General features: G+C 42.0%; 11 protein-coding genes. 8 read left to right on the plus strand and 3 right to left on the minus strand.

The window, feature by feature from the left end; all coding sequences use genetic code 11:
- Nucleotides 1-11 precede the first annotated feature (11 nt).
- Complete coding sequence (locus G564_RS0117310; protein ID WP_029038767.1) at nt 12-662, minus strand: alpha/beta hydrolase family protein; 651 nt, start codon at nt 660-662, stop codon at nt 12-14.
- Nucleotides 663-973: 311 nt separating this feature from the next.
- On the opposite strand from G564_RS0117310, the gene G564_RS0117315 reads away from it, so the two are divergent.
- The gene (locus G564_RS0117315; protein WP_029038768.1) at nt 974-1,456 is read left to right on the plus strand and encodes an SRPBCC family protein; all 483 of its coding nucleotides are present in this window, start codon (nt 974-976) and stop codon (nt 1,454-1,456) included.
- Between the two features lie 1,312 nt (nt 1,457-2,768).
- Here G564_RS0117315 and G564_RS0117325 read toward each other — a convergent pair.
- The gene (locus G564_RS0117325) at nt 2,769-4,448 is read right to left on the minus strand and encodes a hypothetical protein (RefSeq protein WP_029038769.1); all 1,680 of its coding nucleotides are present in this window, start codon (nt 4,446-4,448) and stop codon (nt 2,769-2,771) included.
- 448 nt (nt 4,449-4,896) lie between these two features.
- The gene (locus tag G564_RS0117330) at nt 4,897-5,658 is read right to left on the minus strand and encodes a DUF481 domain-containing protein (RefSeq protein WP_029038770.1); all 762 of its coding nucleotides are present in this window, start codon (nt 5,656-5,658) and stop codon (nt 4,897-4,899) included.
- A 960-nt stretch (nt 5,659-6,618) separates the two neighbouring features.
- Here G564_RS0117330 and G564_RS0117335 point away from each other — a divergent pair.
- The 7 genes from G564_RS0117335 to G564_RS0117370 all read left to right on the plus strand — a co-directional run bounded on the left by G564_RS0117335 (nt 6,619) and on the right by G564_RS0117370 (nt 17,227).
- Nucleotides 6,619-7,332 carry an MBL fold metallo-hydrolase gene (locus G564_RS0117335; RefSeq protein ID WP_029038771.1) on the plus strand — a complete coding sequence of 238 codons (714 nt, stop codon included), beginning with the start codon at nt 6,619-6,621 and terminating at the stop codon, nt 7,330-7,332.
- Between the two features lie 216 nt (nt 7,333-7,548).
- Nucleotides 7,549-8,094, plus strand: coding sequence for a CHRD domain-containing protein (locus G564_RS0117340; RefSeq protein ID WP_084625676.1), 546 nt, complete (start codon nt 7,549-7,551; stop codon nt 8,092-8,094).
- Nucleotides 8,095-8,334: 240 nt separating this feature from the next.
- On the plus strand, nt 8,335-8,535 hold the full coding sequence (locus G564_RS0117350) for a hypothetical protein (protein WP_029038773.1): 201 nt from the start codon (nt 8,335-8,337) through the stop codon (nt 8,533-8,535).
- Between the two features lie 274 nt (nt 8,536-8,809).
- Nucleotides 8,810-9,448, plus strand: a complete 639-nt coding sequence (locus tag G564_RS0117355; protein ID WP_156879285.1) for a phosphatase PAP2 family protein — start codon at nt 8,810-8,812, stop codon at nt 9,446-9,448.
- Between the two features lie 586 nt (nt 9,449-10,034).
- Complete coding sequence (locus tag G564_RS0117360) at nt 10,035-13,325, plus strand: toxin-antitoxin system YwqK family antitoxin (RefSeq protein ID WP_029038775.1); 3,291 nt, start codon at nt 10,035-10,037, stop codon at nt 13,323-13,325.
- On the plus strand, nt 13,306-15,249 hold the full coding sequence (locus tag G564_RS0117365; RefSeq protein ID WP_245583708.1) for a DUF3857 domain-containing protein: 1,944 nt from the start codon (nt 13,306-13,308) through the stop codon (nt 15,247-15,249). Before G564_RS0117360 ends, G564_RS0117365 begins: the two co-directional genes overlap by 20 nt.
- Before the next feature lies 1 nt (nt 15,250).
- The gene (locus G564_RS0117370; protein WP_029038777.1) at nt 15,251-17,227 is read left to right on the plus strand and encodes a DUF3857 domain-containing protein; all 1,977 of its coding nucleotides are present in this window, start codon (nt 15,251-15,253) and stop codon (nt 17,225-17,227) included.
- Nucleotides 17,228-17,336: the final 109 nt, after the last annotated feature.

Here is a 17,336-nt window from a genome sequence, read left to right on the forward strand (position 1 = left end):
GCTTCTGCTTATTAGTTGAAGTTGTAGTCCCAGCGGGGTTCCTTGTCCAGCAGGTGTTCAATAAAATAGTTCCAGCGCTTCTTAAGAAAGAAATTCAGAGCTTTACCGCTGTAGCCGTGCGGCTGACCCGGCAATATGAGCAGGTCAAAATCTTTTCCTGCATTTATAAGGGCTTCGGCCAGTTTAAAAGTGGCTGAAGGATTGACATTTTCATCCATGCCGCCGTGTACCAGCAATAATTTTCCCTGCAGATTTTTGACGTTGGTGACATTTGACGCCGCCTTGTATGATTCATCTACAGGCCAGTCCATATACATCTCGGGCCACCAGGCCTTTTCCATCCTGAAGTCGTGGTCTCCTGAACTTGCTACGCCTACTTTATAAAATTCCGGAAATGCCAGGAGGGCACGCCGGGTGTCATAACCTCCCGCTGAATGACCCAAAATACCCACGCGGTCAGTGTCTATCCATGCATACTGCTGTGCCAGGTGGCGGATCGTTTTTAGATGATCCTCCAGGTTATTTCCCATGTTTTTATAGGAGTGATTTCTGAAAGCTTTAGAGCGTCCCGCAGTACCAAGGCCATCTATAGCAACAACAATAAACCCTAATTCTGCCAGCGCCTGATTTTGAAATGCCCTGCCGAAGGATTTCGGGTACACCTGCGTGTGCGGACCGGTGTAAGTGGCGTCAATGGCGGGATATTTTTTATTGGGGTCAAAATTAGTCGGTTTCCAGACGGCGCCGTAAATCTTTTTTTCACCCTGGCGCAGCTAGCCTGCCGGTAACAACCCGCAACTCGCAACCGACAACTGAGAACTCACAACTGACTATTGAATTAACTAGAGATTCTTCACTCCGCTGCACTCCATTCTGAATGACAGAGTTTCATAACTCCATAACTCCATAACTCCTAACTCATAACTGTATTATTGCTTATCTTGTAGTAACCGGAACCATAAAAGAATAAGCAATGCCCGTAATCAGATTAGAAACTCACATAAAAGCCGATATTAAAATTGTTTTTGACCTGGCCAGGAGTATTGACTTCCAGTCGGAAGCGGTGACCTCCTCCAATGAAAAAGCGGTCGCCGGAAGAACCAGCGGATTAATAGGCCTCAATGAAACTGTCACATACCGCGGGAAACATCTGGGAGTAGTGCAGAGTCTTACCACCAGGGTCACCGAATTTGATCCACCAAACTTTTTTGCAGATGAAATGGTAAAAGGTGCTTTTAAAAGCATGAGACACGAACATTACTTTTCCACTTCCGGAGAAGAAACCATTATGAAAGATGTCTTTAATTTTGAAGCTCCGTTGGGACCCCTGGGCTGGCTTGCCAATAAATTATTTCTCGAAGCCTATATGACCAATTTCCTGAAGGGGCGTAACAAGACGCTTAAGGAATATGCGGAGAGTGGGAAGTGGCGGAAAGTGGTACCTTATAATGAATGAATTCCATTTTTAAGTAATTTTCCTTCGCTTAATAGGAACTCGCTGCATTTCATTATTGTTCCATTTTTTGTTGCGACTGTTACCTGTAGTAATATATTAAATTCAGATAAGGATTTGCTTCCTGTTCTTTTTCCATCGATGAAAAAGAACCAAAAAATCTAGGCTTACGAAACCTTGACTAAATTTATCGTTTGCTGCCTAAATTTTAGGAACTCGCGAGAGACGCCTGAGAAAAAATATGCTGTCTTTCCGCTCAAACAGCCTAAAATTTTACGTCAGCTTCACTTCAAATTTTACGTCAACCTTTCGTAGGCCGGGGATGAGGCGTATTCATTCCGGCATTTTCCAAAAAATCAAGCTAATCAAAATTTTCCGGCTCCTCCCGACACTTCGGGATAGGGTAAGTTTATACATTAATCAATATACATTATACAATTAGAAGCAGTGCGCAGTACCTCCCCCGCTGAATAGCGGGACAACCTTTTAATATGACTTTTTGTGATTTTGTTTTGTCATTCTAAAATGGGAAGCATGAAAAAGCCCTATTGAGGCGCAATATCATTAGCCCGGGGTTTCAACCCCGGGATTAAAAGAACCACCTGACAAGAGCCCTGTAAGGGCGACACATATCCATCAGATTGTCTGTTTAGTCATATGATAGTGGTCAGGAAATTAGATTTACGAAGGTCGAAGTACGAACGGAACAAAATTCGAAGCATAAATTTAAGCACCAAATTCCAGGCACCAAATTCCAAGGATTTTCCTGCCGTAGCTTTAAGCGAAGGAGGACCAAATTCCAAGCGCCAAGTTTTAAATTCCAAATTCCAATACTGCGAATTCCCATCCCGAATTAAAATGTACTTTCTTCGTGTTCTTTCATTTTTGGCTTAGTGATCTTAGTGTGAAACCTTTATGAGAGGTTTGAAATGAAAATTTGAGCATAAAGGAATTAGAGCATGAGTGAATTAAAAATATCTGTGCATCCGTGGCCTTTTTGAGTATGCGTGCGCAGGGAGTGGAATCGATCGCTGCAATGCCAATACTCACGTCCCAGGTAGCGAGGGGACAACCAACTGTGGCAATCCTATTACGGTTGGGAAGTTATTCATTTCGGTTACATTGAAAAGGTATTATATCTCATGAGGGAGATTGCCTGCCTTGCCGGCAGGCATAAAAGAAAACTTTTTCTATAGGAGGTGCCAATTTTGCTTCAGCAAATTAGAACCCTGCTCCCCCGGCTAAAATCACAACAGTAAAATCTCTAAAATATTTGAAAATTAATCAGTGATTGAACCTTTATACTTTTTTAAAATTAAAAGAATGCGGCCATGGATCGTAAAAATCCGACCTGAATAAAGACTGTTCCTTCATTGGAAAAATCGCTGTGAAATTTTCCTCCCCGCAATCCCGTATGCGGATATTTTGGAAAAACACGCGCATAAAGCACTCCGTGATGATCATGTCTCCATTCGAACATATAGCCGAAATAAGTGGAAAAATCCGGAAAAGCATATGCTTCCTGTTCCTGTGGAATTCTCTGAATGCTTTGGCCTTCCTCGATGTTAGTGATCTTTTCCTCAATTACCCCCAGGTAAATATGGTTTCTTGCCGGTGCCGTCCGGCTCCCATACCAGCTGATCTTTAGACCCGCTTTGGCACTATTATAATTATAATTACTTTCTCCGGAACCATATTCCTGGGAATCCAAAAGGTCTGATGCAGTGTAATTTCTTCCTCCTGTGGTGTATTCGGCAAATAGCTTCAGGTTTTTTAACCCTCCATAGACACGGCCTCCTGCGTGGTAGTTGAGCTGGGTAGCATCAAAAATTGGGGAGATACCCGGTGAGGCACCAACAAAACCATAACCTCCAAGGTAATTGGTCTCGTAGCCGAACTGCATATCTACATTAAAATCAAAAAGTATTTTTGTTGATCCTTTAGTAGTTTCAATATAGTCATAGTCATAAGTCTCGTATTCGCTGGCAAAGTACATGGGATGAATGGTGAGACCAAAACCAAGATCCATATTAAAAAAGAAATTACTTCCTTCATAAAGCGAATTGGGATTGGTAAACCCGTATTTACTATAAACAAATCCGCCAAGCAAATACATCAGTGTACCTGTGGCTGCTGCAGAACTATAGGCCAGTTGTTGATTCTGGTTATTTTGAGATTGCTTTCTGGCCTGGTAGCGCTGCATTTTTTCCCATTTCTCCGTTTCCGGACTTTTCCCTGAAGTATAACGGGAAGAAGTGGAGCTCTCCTTATAATCATCATCGTTAGTTTCAGATTCGTTACCTGTTTCTGAGGTTCCTTCTGAATAGGAATCACTTTCTGAACCAGAACTGTCACCCGATGAGGAGGAGGAGGAGGACGAGTTGGAATCTTCTTCTTCTTCATCATCATCATCACCGGAGCCGAAGCTGTTGCCGGAAGTAAGGACCAGGGTCCTTCTGGGCTCCATCTCCCGCACAAATTCAATTTTACTTTTGAGGCCTTCAAGATCTTTTTTGATGAAAGTTATATCTCGGGATTCTGTTATTTCTGAAGAACTCAGCTGAGAGCGAAGAGCTAAGATTTTCTCTTCTACCTCAAGCCTTTGGTTTGCGACACTTATCGCTTGCTCAAAGGCTGCAATGGAATTTGCCTGGTCGCTGTCAAAATTGTCATTGCCTTCTTTTGTAAGCTTAAGTTCGTATTCACGCCCGGTACTCTCATGCGCCCGTTGCCGGTCTCTAAGGCTCGAGCTTTCACTATACAAAGCGTCTATTCGATCTTCAATTTCTTTTCTTTTTGCTTCATATGCCTCTACAGCTTTTGAATGCCGACATTCGCATTCATTGTAATAATCATCAAGATCATCATGGCACCAGGAGCGCAGATCATCGGGTGCGGCAGCAGTTTCGCAATTGTACTTTGGATATTCTAAGGTTTGTGAAATAGCTGAAAAAGAGAAAGTAATAAATAAAAGACTGGTGTAAAAAAATTTCATAAAAGATAAAATTTGGATTTGAAAAGATAGATTTAGAGGACAAAACTATCCGATATAAAAAATGAATGCAATACCTAATAGTGGGTATTTTAACTTCTTTTTAAGAATTAGAAGTTCACCAGGAGTCATTTATAAGTGATCAGTGATCAGTGATCGGTGTCCAGTGTGAAATTAGATTTACAAAGTTAGAAGTACGAACGGAACAAAATTCAAAGCATTTACCCGCTGTTGCCTCAGACGAAGGAGGCCAAATTCCAATAATACATAGCTTTCTTCGTGCTCTTTATTTATTGGCTTAGTGCGCTTTGTGTGAAACCTTTTATGAGAGGTTAGAAATTAATATATAAACAAAACCGACAACTGAGAACTGAGAACTCAGAACTGAGCACTGAGAACTGAAAATTGAAAACAACCCAACCCGGAACAGGTAACCGGCAACAGGTAATTTCTAAATCCGTATTCCTATTCCCACATTGAGATTGGAGGTGTACTCCTCGCTGTTTAGCGGAGTCTTACTGTCAAAGTAGTAATTGTAAAGTGTAAAAACACTCAGCCAGTTGGACAGGGGAACATCGAGGCGGAATTGCTCCAGGATCCTGTAGTCTTCAAAATGTCTGTAAAGCGGCTGATAATAGACGGTATTAGTAACAGAGAATTTCTTTGATCCTGTGGTATAGGACAATGTGAAATAGGTGCTGTTACGGTGGTTGTAATTCGTGGTTCCGGCACGGTCACTGTACTCAACTTCATACATATAACTGTTGCCGGCATAACCGCTGAACCTTTCCTTATCTACCCATTTCACCCGCAATCCCGCGCCGACAAGGTTCCGCTGTTCCACAATAAGAAGCTGGTTATACTGCCCCTGAATAAAGCTTTCGAATCTCAATAGCTGACTGAACTTAAAATTGAACCGGCCATGAAGGAACCAGGCATTTTGCAGGTTTCCGCTTTCAGAATCTATCAGCTTATAATTTCCCAGTACAAAATAGATCTTCCGGAGATCCTTTGATTTCAGCTGAGTCGTCAAAGCGGCGTCCACCTGATTCACCTGACTCCCGTCATTATTCGTGTGATTAAAGGAAAAATCGGCATTCAGTGTGAATCTAACGGAATCTGTCTGCATGCGCCTCGACTCAATATTCACCAGCTGCGCAGAGAGGAGACCGGGAAGTAAAAGTGCGGTACTTAAAAGAAGAATTCTGATCATATTTTACAAAAGTAAAATTTTTAAGTGATCAATGATCAGTATTCAGTATTCAGTATTCAGTGGTCAGTGGTCAGGAAATTAGATTTACGAGGTTAGAAGTACGAATGGAACTAAATTCGAAACATTTACCCGCCGTTGTTTAAAGCGAAGGAGGGCCAAATTCCAAGCACCAAATTCCAAGCATTTACCCACCGTAGCTTAAAGCGAAGGAGGGCCAAATCCGAAGCACCAAATCTTAGATTCCAATTTCAAAGTTTACAAATTCCTATTCCGACGTAAAAAGCACAAATCAGAATCCAGATTTTCAGGTTAAGACAAAACTGTTATTCTTTATTCCCTAAACCTTAAACCTTTGAAACATACGAGGGGCGAAATATAGGTAGCCCGGGGTGCAGCCCCGGGATTAAAAAAACACCCCCTCCAAAAAGAGCCCCCGGAGGGGCGACACATATCCATCAGATAATTTGTTTAATCATATGGTAGTGCGGAGCAGGCAGTTTTATTAATGATAAAGGTACATTGTATAATGTATAACGGGATCTGCGGAATCAGAGGGAAAAGAAGTGATCAGTGTTGAGTGATCAGTGATCAGGAAATTAGATTTACGAGGTTAGAAGTACGAATGGAACAAAATTCAAAGCATTTACCCGCTGTTGCCTCAGACGAAGGAGGCCAAATTCCAATAATACAAAGCTTTCTTCGTGCTCTTTATTTATTGGCTTAGTGCGCTTTGTGTGAAACCTTTTATGAGAGGTTAGAAATTCATATATAAACAAAACCGACAACTGAGAACTGAGAACTCAGAACTGAGCACTGAGAACTGAAAATTGAAAACAACCCAACCCGGAACAGGCAACCGGATGAACTTCCTAACTAATTTAAAAACAATGGTTAAAGCCTATTAAAGCTCTTTGCTAAAAGGATTTTGATTCGTAGCTTAAAGCAAATAAAAAAAACGCCATGATAGAATTTAATACAGAAGGCATAGCGCCTACCGCAGCTTCCATTAGAGATCTTCACACCGGAAAATTCAGGGAGGTACTTCCCGGCATCCTGATGATAAAGGGTGCTAAGAACCCCCGGGGATTTGACCAGGGATATGGAATATTAAAGGGTAAGGACCTGGTCCTGATCGATATAGTGGAAGAAGCCTATAAAGAAGCCGTAGAGTACCTGTTGCACAATGGGTTCAACATCAAAGCCATCCTTATCACCGGTAAGGGCGTGACCAAAGATGCTTATGCCGACTTTGAAAGCCTTTCCAAAGATGCCGGGGACGCAGATATCTATGTTCACCCCGACATCACACCACAGGATTATGAAACCAAAGCACTTAACCGGAGAGATGAACTGCTGAGCAAATTTGACCTGGAACCCCATGTGGTGCCGGGTAAGGAGGGGCAGGTGGTACTGTACTGCAGCAAACACAACGGGATTGTCTTTACCGGAGACTCTGCCCTGGGATCTGATTACGGAACCGATGAACTCCTTTTCACCCGCGGAAGAGAACAAAAAGGAAAAGAGGCTTTTCCGGTTGAGGAATTCTGGCAGGGTTTTTCAAAAGATTTTGATTATTTCTTCCCACGACAGGGAAAGCCGGCCATTGAAGTAGATGTCCGTACCCGCACCAGTCTTCTCGACCGACTTGCGCGCGGAGAAGCCGGGCTGGAATAAACCGGCAGTCAATAAAATATGGTAGAACCACAGGTCCACAGGTCTGTGGTTTTTTTATGTGCATATTTATCTGTTTCAGTTGTCGCCAAAAAATTCCGGCAGGATCAATAAAGAATTGGGTTTTAATTATGAAGCAGCTGAACCATCTGTTAGATAATTGGGTGTATATTGTACTGAACCTCAATATAATAGGGAAATCAATAAATCCTTTATATTATGAAAAATTATCTTTTTCTTTTTATCGCAACTTTCCTGCTCCTGTTCACTTCTTGTGAGACAGAAGCTCTTGAACCCGAAATTCAGCAGGCACAGCTTGAAGCCGAGCTTCAGGCCCGTCATCACACCACAGCAGTTCAAAGCTTTCGGGCCCACCTTATTGGTGATGAGGAAGTACCGGCAGTGATGACCCACGCCACTGGACAAACCATTTTTAAATTGAGTAAGGATGGAACTGAATTGTACTATAAGTTAATTGTGGCCAACATTGAAGATGTAAGGGCAGCTCATATTCATGTAGGGGAATTTGGAGAGAACGGTGGAGTAGCAGCCTTTCTTTATGGAGGTGGACTCATTGAAGGTAAAACTAATGGTATTTTGGCAGAAGGGATGATTACCACAGATGATATCATCGGGGTACTGGCCGGTGGAACCTTGGAAGACCTTCTTGAGCTCATGCGGGCAGGATCAACCTATGTAAATGTACACACGACGCTATATCCGGGAGGTGAAATAAGGGGACAGATTGCCGCCAATAATTATTAGAAAGATTATCAAATAAAAAGCAGGTATTGATTTCGGCGGATACCTGCTTTCCTGATTTTAAAGTGCCGGTAAAATCAACTCATTTTATATGGAGCCGGGATCTGGAATATCCAACCCGAAAATCTGGCAGAATTACGAAGGAAATCGGCAGAGACTATTCAAAAATGTCAAATTCGGGTTAATTTTTGGTTTGGGTAAATTGAGATCCTTAACTTATTTGGAGATTAAAAAACTTGTGAGATGGCCAGAATCGATGTAGAAGAAAAAAGAGGGAACAGCCCAAAAAAGAATAATTCAAAACTTTGGATCATAGCTGTGATCGTTATCATTGCAATTATAGTTGCCTGGATCGCATTGTCTGACAGGAACAGGGCAGACGTAGATGTGCCGCCGGAACCTGTGGTGCTAAAAGACAAAACAGGTAACCAGCGCCTGATGTAAAATAAGTCAATACGGAAGAGCATAACAATCAGATCATTTCGAAGAACTGTCACGTAAGGATGGGTATGATGTTGCCAATGATCAACATTAAACAATACAATAATCTTCAGGAAGAAGAGTACCGCGGAAACCGCTGGAAATAGGGGAATTTTCCTGATAATTTTGTTACAAAAGTTTTACGGCCTTGATGCAACAGCTTATTTTTGCTCATGAGCCCGCTGCTGTCTTTCCGGGAGATGTTATCTCCTCCTGAAACTGAATAGCCTAAAAGTTTATGACGACTATAAAAAATGATTTTCTATCGGAAACCTGGAAATTACCCATGATTATTTCTCAGCCGGAAATTTTGTTTCAGCTTCGGCAATTGATCCTTCTGTTCCTTTTCTCTTTCCTGTTCCTTTCTCCTGCAGATGTCCGCAGTCAGTATTTCAATCCTGAAGACACTTTTATAGAGAATACCGGCGACGCCGGATTCTTTGCTCTTCCCGCATCTGCAGTAGCCACTAGTTTGCTCCTTAAGGATTACCGGGGGACCTGGCAGTTTTCCAAAAGCTTCGCATTAAATCTTGCAGTCACAGGGGCAGCCAAGGTGCTTATAAATAAACAACGGCCGCTACAGGGTGGGGATCATGCATTTCCATCCGGTCATACCTCGGTAGCCTTCCAGAGTGCCTCTTTTTATCATCGCCGCTATGGTTTCGTTTACAGCATTCCTGCCTATCTAGTGGCGGGATATACCGGCTGGACCCGCATCCACGCCACCCGGCATGACGGCTGGGATGTGCTTGCAGGAGCAGTTGTGGGGATTGGGAGCACCTGGTTCTTCACCACACCCAGAGAAGGGGAAAAAATGGAACTCAGCTTTAGCAGTTCAGATGAGCATTATATGCTGGGATTCAGGTATGTGTTTTAAAGATCAGGAAATTATAAGTTCGATTCTAGAAGTACGAAGTGTAAATTCCAAGCATTTACCCGCCGAAGCATTTAGCGTAGGAGGACAAATTCCAGGCACCAACTCATTGTTGTCCGGAAAAAGAATCTGGACCGCTCCGCTTCCAGAATCTAGAACCAAGACTTTTTAGTAAGATACTGAAATTCAATGTTGTGAAAATATGTTTTCATTGGTAGAATATTGGAAATTCAAAGAACTAAATACCACCCCCGCAGACTGATAGATAGATCTCTGATCAGCATTAGCGGACTTTTTCAGAGTTTCCTTATTTTTTTATCGGACAAACCTTGAACTTTGAACCTTGGACCTTGAACCTTGAATTTTGAATCTTGAATCCTTTTTTTGCCAGAGAGGCAGACTTCAGCAGCTAAAGGGCTCCTTCGACAAGGTAAGCAGTTTGATTATTATTAAAAAAAAGTTAAAATTTCTGATCGCTAAATAGGTATTTTTCCTACATTTAAAAATTGATTAACCGGAGTCTCCCTAAGCTTCAATTTATTAAGACTATCTGTCTGTCCTGTTATTTTCGATTTACAATCTATTCTCAATGAAAAAATTTTCTTTGTTACTCCTCCTATTATGCCCTTTACTTAGTCTGGCGCAGGAGAAAATATCTTTTGTCGATGGACGGGAGATCCTGCAGCAGGCCGCAGAGGCCGGAAGCGAAGGAGAATACCTGAAAAGCCTGGAGCTTATTAGTCGTGTACATCCAAAAGACTCTTCTTACATCAGCTCTCTGGTACCTAAATCCTATTATCTCCTGAATATTGGAAATAACGAAGAGGCGGCGAAAGTGGCCGAAAAGGGTTTGACCCTGAATTCGGGAGCAATGAAGCTCTCTTTTCATATCAACAAGACAGTAGCATTTCTAAATAGGGAACACTTTACAGAGGCTCTGGCTGCAGTTGAAGAGGGCCTAAAAGTCTATCCGCGTAGCTTTCAGCTGTGGTACAATAAGGGACTTATCCTTGAAAAGTCAGATCGTATACAAGAGGCAACAGCGGCTTATCAGCAATCTGTTCTTCTCAATCCGTCCAATGCACTGCCTCATTTACGCCTGGGGAACATCTGTTATAAACAGGAACTCACTGCACAAGCCATGATGGCCTTCAATATGTACCTGCTGCTTAACCCCGACGGCAAAGGGGCTTTCCAGGTTCTTGGCGAGGTTAATGAGCTGGTTCGGACCAAGAATCCGCACAGGGCGAAACCCGGTCTGGAGATCTCCGGGGATGATGCTTCCTTTGAGGACCTGGACCTTCTACTCGACAATAGGCTCGCACTTAATGACCAGTATAAGATAGATTCAAAAGTTGATATAGCCTATACTAAACAGAACCACTTATTGCTCTCTCAACTCGCTTCCTACGATGGAGAGGCCGGTTTTTGGGCTAAGATATATGTGCCGCTTTTCAATTGGGTTTGGAACAACGGTCACTTTGTTCAATTTACTAATGTGGTTTCTTTCTCTATTGAGAACGATGACTATAAGAAAATAGTGAGAAAGGATATTGAAGGTCTTAAAACCTTTAGAACTGCCTTGCTTACAGAATGGCAGAACCTGCTGCAGCCTCCCAATTTTAGAGTTTTTGAAGAAGATAAGGAGGTGTATTTCAGGTATGCCAATCTGAGGCTGGATGGAATAGGCAAAGCCGATGGAGAGACCCTTCATGGAGCATGGAAATTTTTCAATGCTGATGGTTTGCTGGCTGCAGAAGGATTTTTTGACGGGGAAGGGAAACGTACAGGTCTCTGGAAATGGTATAATGACAAGGAAAAAGTAAAGGAGACGGCGAATTATGAAAACGGGGTCCTCCACGGAGAGAACAAAGGCTTTTTTGACAATGGAAGGCTGCAGTATGTGGCCCATTATGAAAATGATGAGCTAAACGGGGAGCATTTGGTCTATAACAGGGCCGGGGCCCTGATCGAGAGAAAATTCTTTAAGGACAACGAACTTGAGGGGGACTATCGTTCTAATTTTCCGGTTGGGGAGGTGCTTAAGGAATTCGATATCTTCTACAAAAATGGGCTTGTAGAGGGAAAGGCTTATGAATATTATGCCGACGGAAAGATTTATTCTGAAATGAATTTCAAGGCAGGTGAAAAGAACGGGATAGAAAAAAATTACAACCGGGATGGCAGCCTTTCTTCAGAAATTAAATATGAAGCTAATTCAGCCGAAGGTCCGTATACTACTTTCTACACGAATGGAAAGGTGAATGAGCGCAGTCTCTACAGGAACGGGCTTTTTGAAGGTACCTACGAATCATTTTATGATGATGGCACACTAAAGTCAGTCGTTCCTGTGAAAGAAGGGCTGTACCAGGGGGTGGCTAAATATTACGACAGGGATGGGAAGCTTCATTATGAATACGACTACAAGAATGGAGAGATCATTGGCTACAGGTTCTTTGGCAAGGCCGGAAGTTTGCTTGCGTCAGGCAAAAGAAAGGGCGGGGAGTTCTACTACCGTTCTTATGCTCCTTACGGAGAGGTTACTGCGGAAGGCTTGTATGATATTTCCGGAGGCAGGAAAGGTCCCTGGAAATTTTATACAGATAACGGATCTCTTATTGGAGAGGGCATTTATGCTGAAGATAAGGCTAACGGCTTGTACACTGAGTACTATGAAACCGGTGAGAAGTTATCTGAAGCCAATTATGAAATGGATAAGCTTCAGGGATATTACCGCAGCTTCTATTCCGATGGGCAAATGAAGGGGCAGGGCTGGTACAAAGATGGGGAACAGCACGGGGAATGGCAGTATTATTATCCTGACGGAAAACTGCAAATAAAAAACTTCTTTCATAAAGGAGATTTTCACAACCTGCAGGAATTCTATGGAGTTGACGGCAAGCTTACCAGTACACTCTTGTATGACTTTGGACAAGTGCTAACGGAAACCTTCTACACTCCTGAAGAAGAGGTTCATGAAATAGCAAGACGTAATGAGGTAGGAGAGCATAGCATTAAATTACATCATTTTAACGGAAAAATAAGTCATGAAATTGATTACGTAAACGGGATCAAACATGGCAAATTCACTCAATTTGACCACAGCGGAAAAAAAATTGAAGAAGGGCAGTATATCAACGGAGAACAAAGCGGCACCTGGACCGGCTATTATCTTAATGGTGAAAAGAAGAGGGTGAATAATTTTTCCCGGGGTGACATGCACGGGGAGATTACAGGTTTTTATGAAGACGGTACTCCGGAAATAAAACACAACTTCGAGTTTGGAAGGTATAGTGGCGATTCGAAATTCTTCCATGAAAATGGAGCTCTTTCGGTATTGACCCCTCATGCTTCGGGAGAAGAACATGGTAGAAAGGAATTCTTTGACCCTTCAGGGAATCTGGAACTGGTGAGGTTCTATGAGCACGGCAGGTTTACAGCATACAGCTATCTGGATGAGAATTCGGAAGAATTACCTGTGATTCCGCTTGAAAATGAAAGCGGCATCATTCAGTCCTTTTATGATAATGGCAAGCCATCGAGGGAAATGGAGTACCTCAATGGTAATGTAGTTGGGCCATACAAATCATATTATTACTCCGGTATACTCAAATATGAAACCTTTTATCAATCTGGTGAATATCATGGGACTGTAAAGGAATATTATCCTGACGGCAACCTTCAGTCAGAAAAAAACTATCATTTTGGAATGCTTCACGGGCCATCCCGCAGCTTTTTCAAGAACGGAAAGTTGAAGGAAGAGATCAATTATATCTTTGATTTAAAGCATGGAAAAGCGGTCACTTATGATGAGAAGGGAGTTAAGATCTCACAGGAACAATACTTTAATGGAAATGTCTATGAAGCTGAAAAAATATAAAGCAGTTCTTTTTCTGGTTGCAGGCTTATCAGGTATTCAGGCTACTGCACAACTGGCGCCGGAAGTGGAGCTCTACCGGCAAAAACATGTCAATGCCCATGTGGTGAGGCTTAATCAGGAAACCAGGCTGGACATTAGTCTTAATTCCGGAAATCTGCAGATCGCCCAGCACCATCTTGAAGAAGATCTTTACCTCAGTGATGCCGCGGTGAATAATTCCCGCCGGTCCTTAAACTTCTCTTCGTTCTTTGAAATGGGGGACATTAAGGCCTCATCTTTTTTGTTTGAAAAGAATAAGTTCAGGGAATACAAAGTGGAGGATTACAGGCAGAAGGATGAGCTGGATAATTCTTTTCACGATGACACTAAATCTGTAAACTTTATATTTCCGGGGCTTCAGAAGGGAGCAAAATCCAAATTGGAATATTCAGAAACAATTAAAAATCCGCGCTTTTTGATGCCGTTCTACTTTGGGGATTTCTTTCCGGTAGAGAATAACACCTTCACGGTTACCGTAGACAAAAATGTCTCCCTGCGTTTTATGCAGTTCAATACGCAGGCGCTGAAGCTGGAATTTTCCGAAGAAGAGAAAAGAGGTAAAAAGATCTATACGTGGAAAGCGACAAATGTGGAGGAATATGAGAATGAAGCGGGAAGCCCTACCTATAAACGGGTTATTCCTCATGTGGTTCCTGTTATTTCCTCATACACCCATAATGGCAACACCATTAATGTTCTTAACGATGTCAATGATCTCTATTCCTGGTATAATTCTCTGGTCAAAGATCTGAATAAACAGGAGGATGACCGGGAGCTGGTAAATCTGGTAGCAGAGATCACGGCAGGAAAGGAGACCGAACTGGAAAAGGTGAGGGCCATCTACTACTGGACCCAGAAGAATATCAAATATATTGCATTTGAATATGCTCTGGGAGGATTCATTCCGCGGGAAGCAAATGAGGTCTTTCAAAAAAAGTATGGGGACTGTAAGGACAATTCCAGTATCCTTCATAAAATGCTTTCTCTTGCCGGGATAGAAGGAAAACTTACCTGGATTGGTACGAGGGAGATTCCCTATACATATTCTGAACTGCCAACTCCACTGGTGGATAACCACATGATCCTGGCCTACCGGAACGCGGGTAAGACTTATTACCTCGATGCTACCGGAAGATACATTCCGCTGGAATATCCTACCTCATTCATTCAGGGGAAAGAGGCACTAATTTCTAATGGAGACGCCGGTTTTGAAGTTGAAATTGTTCCTGTTATGCCTGCGGAAAATTCTGCGGTAATTGAAAATACCCGCCTTAAAATAGAAGGCAGTGACATTAAAGGCAGCTCAAAAGCACAGGTCACAGGTTATAATAAAATTCGCTTGTTCAATGAACTGGAAGGGATATCCAATCCGGCTAAAGTGGAAGAATATTACAACGCAGTCTTTGAAAAAGGAAGTAACAGGTTTCTAATAAGTTCCCTGGAAGAGCAGAACAAATATGAATACGATCTGGATTTTATTCTTAATTATGACTTTGAGGTAAAAGGCTATGCGAAGGAAATAGGAGACGAGATCTATCTTAACCTTAATCTCAACAGGGACCTGTCCCATTATCGTACGCTGAAGGACCGGGTGAATGAAATAGAATACGACTATAAAAATTCCTTTAGCTATACCACAGAACTTGAGATTCCCGAGGGTTATGAGGTAGCTTATCTTCCCGCTAATGAAGAATTTGACAATGATCTTATCAAAGCCGCAATTTCTTATTCCCGAAAAGAGAATAAGGTGATCTACAGCCACGACATTCAGTTTGACTTTCTAATCCTTGATCTGGAACAACAAAGACTGGTGAATGACCTGATAAGCAAAGCTGAAAAAGCCTATAAAGAAGTAATTATATTAAAGAAAATTAAAACCTCGTGATATGAATAATTTATCCCTTATCCTATTATTTTTCCTTGGCCTGCAGACAGGTGTGGGACAGGAACAGCCTTATTTTATTGATTATGACTGGGAGAACAATCCGGTTTATAAGGTTGATACCTCTGTCACCGAAGATATTCTTGAATTAAAGAGTAAAGTTGTCACCGAATTCATCTATGATAAGAACGATGACCTGGTGGAATATTTTCTTGAGCACCGTGTAATGTGGCTGAATTCAGATCATGCCATTGAGAGATTCAACAAGGTTTATTTACCACATTCGGGCTCTACAGAATTATTAGTGAGTAAGGCAAGAGTGGTAACAGGCGACGGAAAGATCCTGGAGCTGGACAAGAGCAACATCTTTACCGCCAGTGATGAGGAAACCGGAAGGCAGTATAAATACTTCGCTTTTGAAGGTATCGAAAAAGGCAGTTTCATCGAGTACTTTTATGTGGAGCAACGAAATCCAAATTATAATGGGAACAGACTTTTCCTGCAGTCTGATATTCAAAAAGAACAGGTAGAATTTGATTTTTTTGCACCTAAGAATCTTGTGTTCACTTTTAAAGCTTATAATGGTCTTCCTTCTGTGGAGCGGGATACTCTTACTCAGAATAAGTTACACTGGAAACTTGGAGTTGACGGCATAGAAAAACTGGAAGAGGAAGAGCTTTCGGCTTATAATGCTACCCGTGCTTCTGTGGTGTATAAACTTGATCATAATCTCTATAATAATCAAAAGGATCTTTCTTCATACGGAGGAATTTCTCAGAATATTTATGCTTTTTATTATCCTGAGCACTCAAAAAAGACACAGAAAGCGCTGGATAAGTTTATAGCAGAAGTTTTTGGAAAAGAGCGGTCCGGGGAAGAAGAAACAGTCATAAGAAAACTGGAATTCTTCATTAAAAACAACGTGTACTATACAGAAGGAAGCGCAGACGCACTGAAGGATCTGGATGTAGTTTTGGAGAAGAAAGTGGCCAATGAAACCGGAATGCTAAAACTCTATACGGCGGCACTCACCGCTCTTGATATAAAACATGACCTGGTACTTACCTGTGATCGTCAGGATCTCAAATTTGATAAAGATTTCGAGGCATACAATTTCCTGCAGGACTTTTTAATATATTTTCCAAAGAACAAAAAATATCTTTCTCCCGTGGAGCGGGCTTCCAGGTATGGTTTTCCACCTGCCTATCTCACCGACACCTATGGGCTTTTTATAAAGAAAGTGAGTGTTGGAACCCTTACTTCGGGATTGGGTAAAATTGACTACATCGAACCTGTTAAGGCAGAAAAAACTACAGATAAAATGCTCATTAATGTGGAATTCTCACCCGGGGATCTGTCTGCCATTAATGTTCACCTGGACAGAGGTCTAAGCGGTTACTATGGAATGTATATTCATCCTTTTATGAACCTTGTTCAGGAAAAAGATAAGAAGGAATTAATAGATAATTTCGCCTTTAATCTTGATGAAGCTGCTGAGATCACCAATAAAGACCTTCTCAATGCCGATCCTGAATTATTTGGTCTTCAACCCTTACAGTTCGTGCTGGATTTTAAGTCGGCAGCTTTTATGGAAAAGGCAGGTAATAAATACATCTTTAAAATTGGAGAGCTGATAGGCCGCCAAATTGAGCTTTACCAGGAGAAGGAAAGAAAACTTCCGCTGGAAAATGAGTTTCAGAGGAGCTATTACAGAACCATAAAGATAGAAATTCCCGAAGGCTACCGGATATCTAACCTGGATGATCTCAATATACATAATACCTTTTCCTCAAACGGGGAGGAAGTACTTAGTTTTCACTCCTTCTATGAAGTAAAAGATAATATTCTCAATATCACGGCAGATGAGCATTACCGGGTGAACATTGTTGATGTGAATCGTTATGAAGACTACAGAACCGTCATTAACAGTGCTGCCGATTTTAATAAGATAAGTTTAATCCTGGAGCCGAACTTAAATTAGTGTTCAGTGGTCAGTGGTCAGTGGTCAGTATCTCCCCCGCTGAACAGCGGGATTACCGCGATTATGACTGTAGAAGATTTTGTGTGGATAGGAAAAAAAGCCCCGGAGG

Source organism: Salinimicrobium xinjiangense DSM 19287, assembly GCF_000423585.1.
Taxonomy (GTDB): Bacteria; Bacteroidota; Bacteroidia; order Flavobacteriales; family Flavobacteriaceae; genus Salinimicrobium; species Salinimicrobium xinjiangense.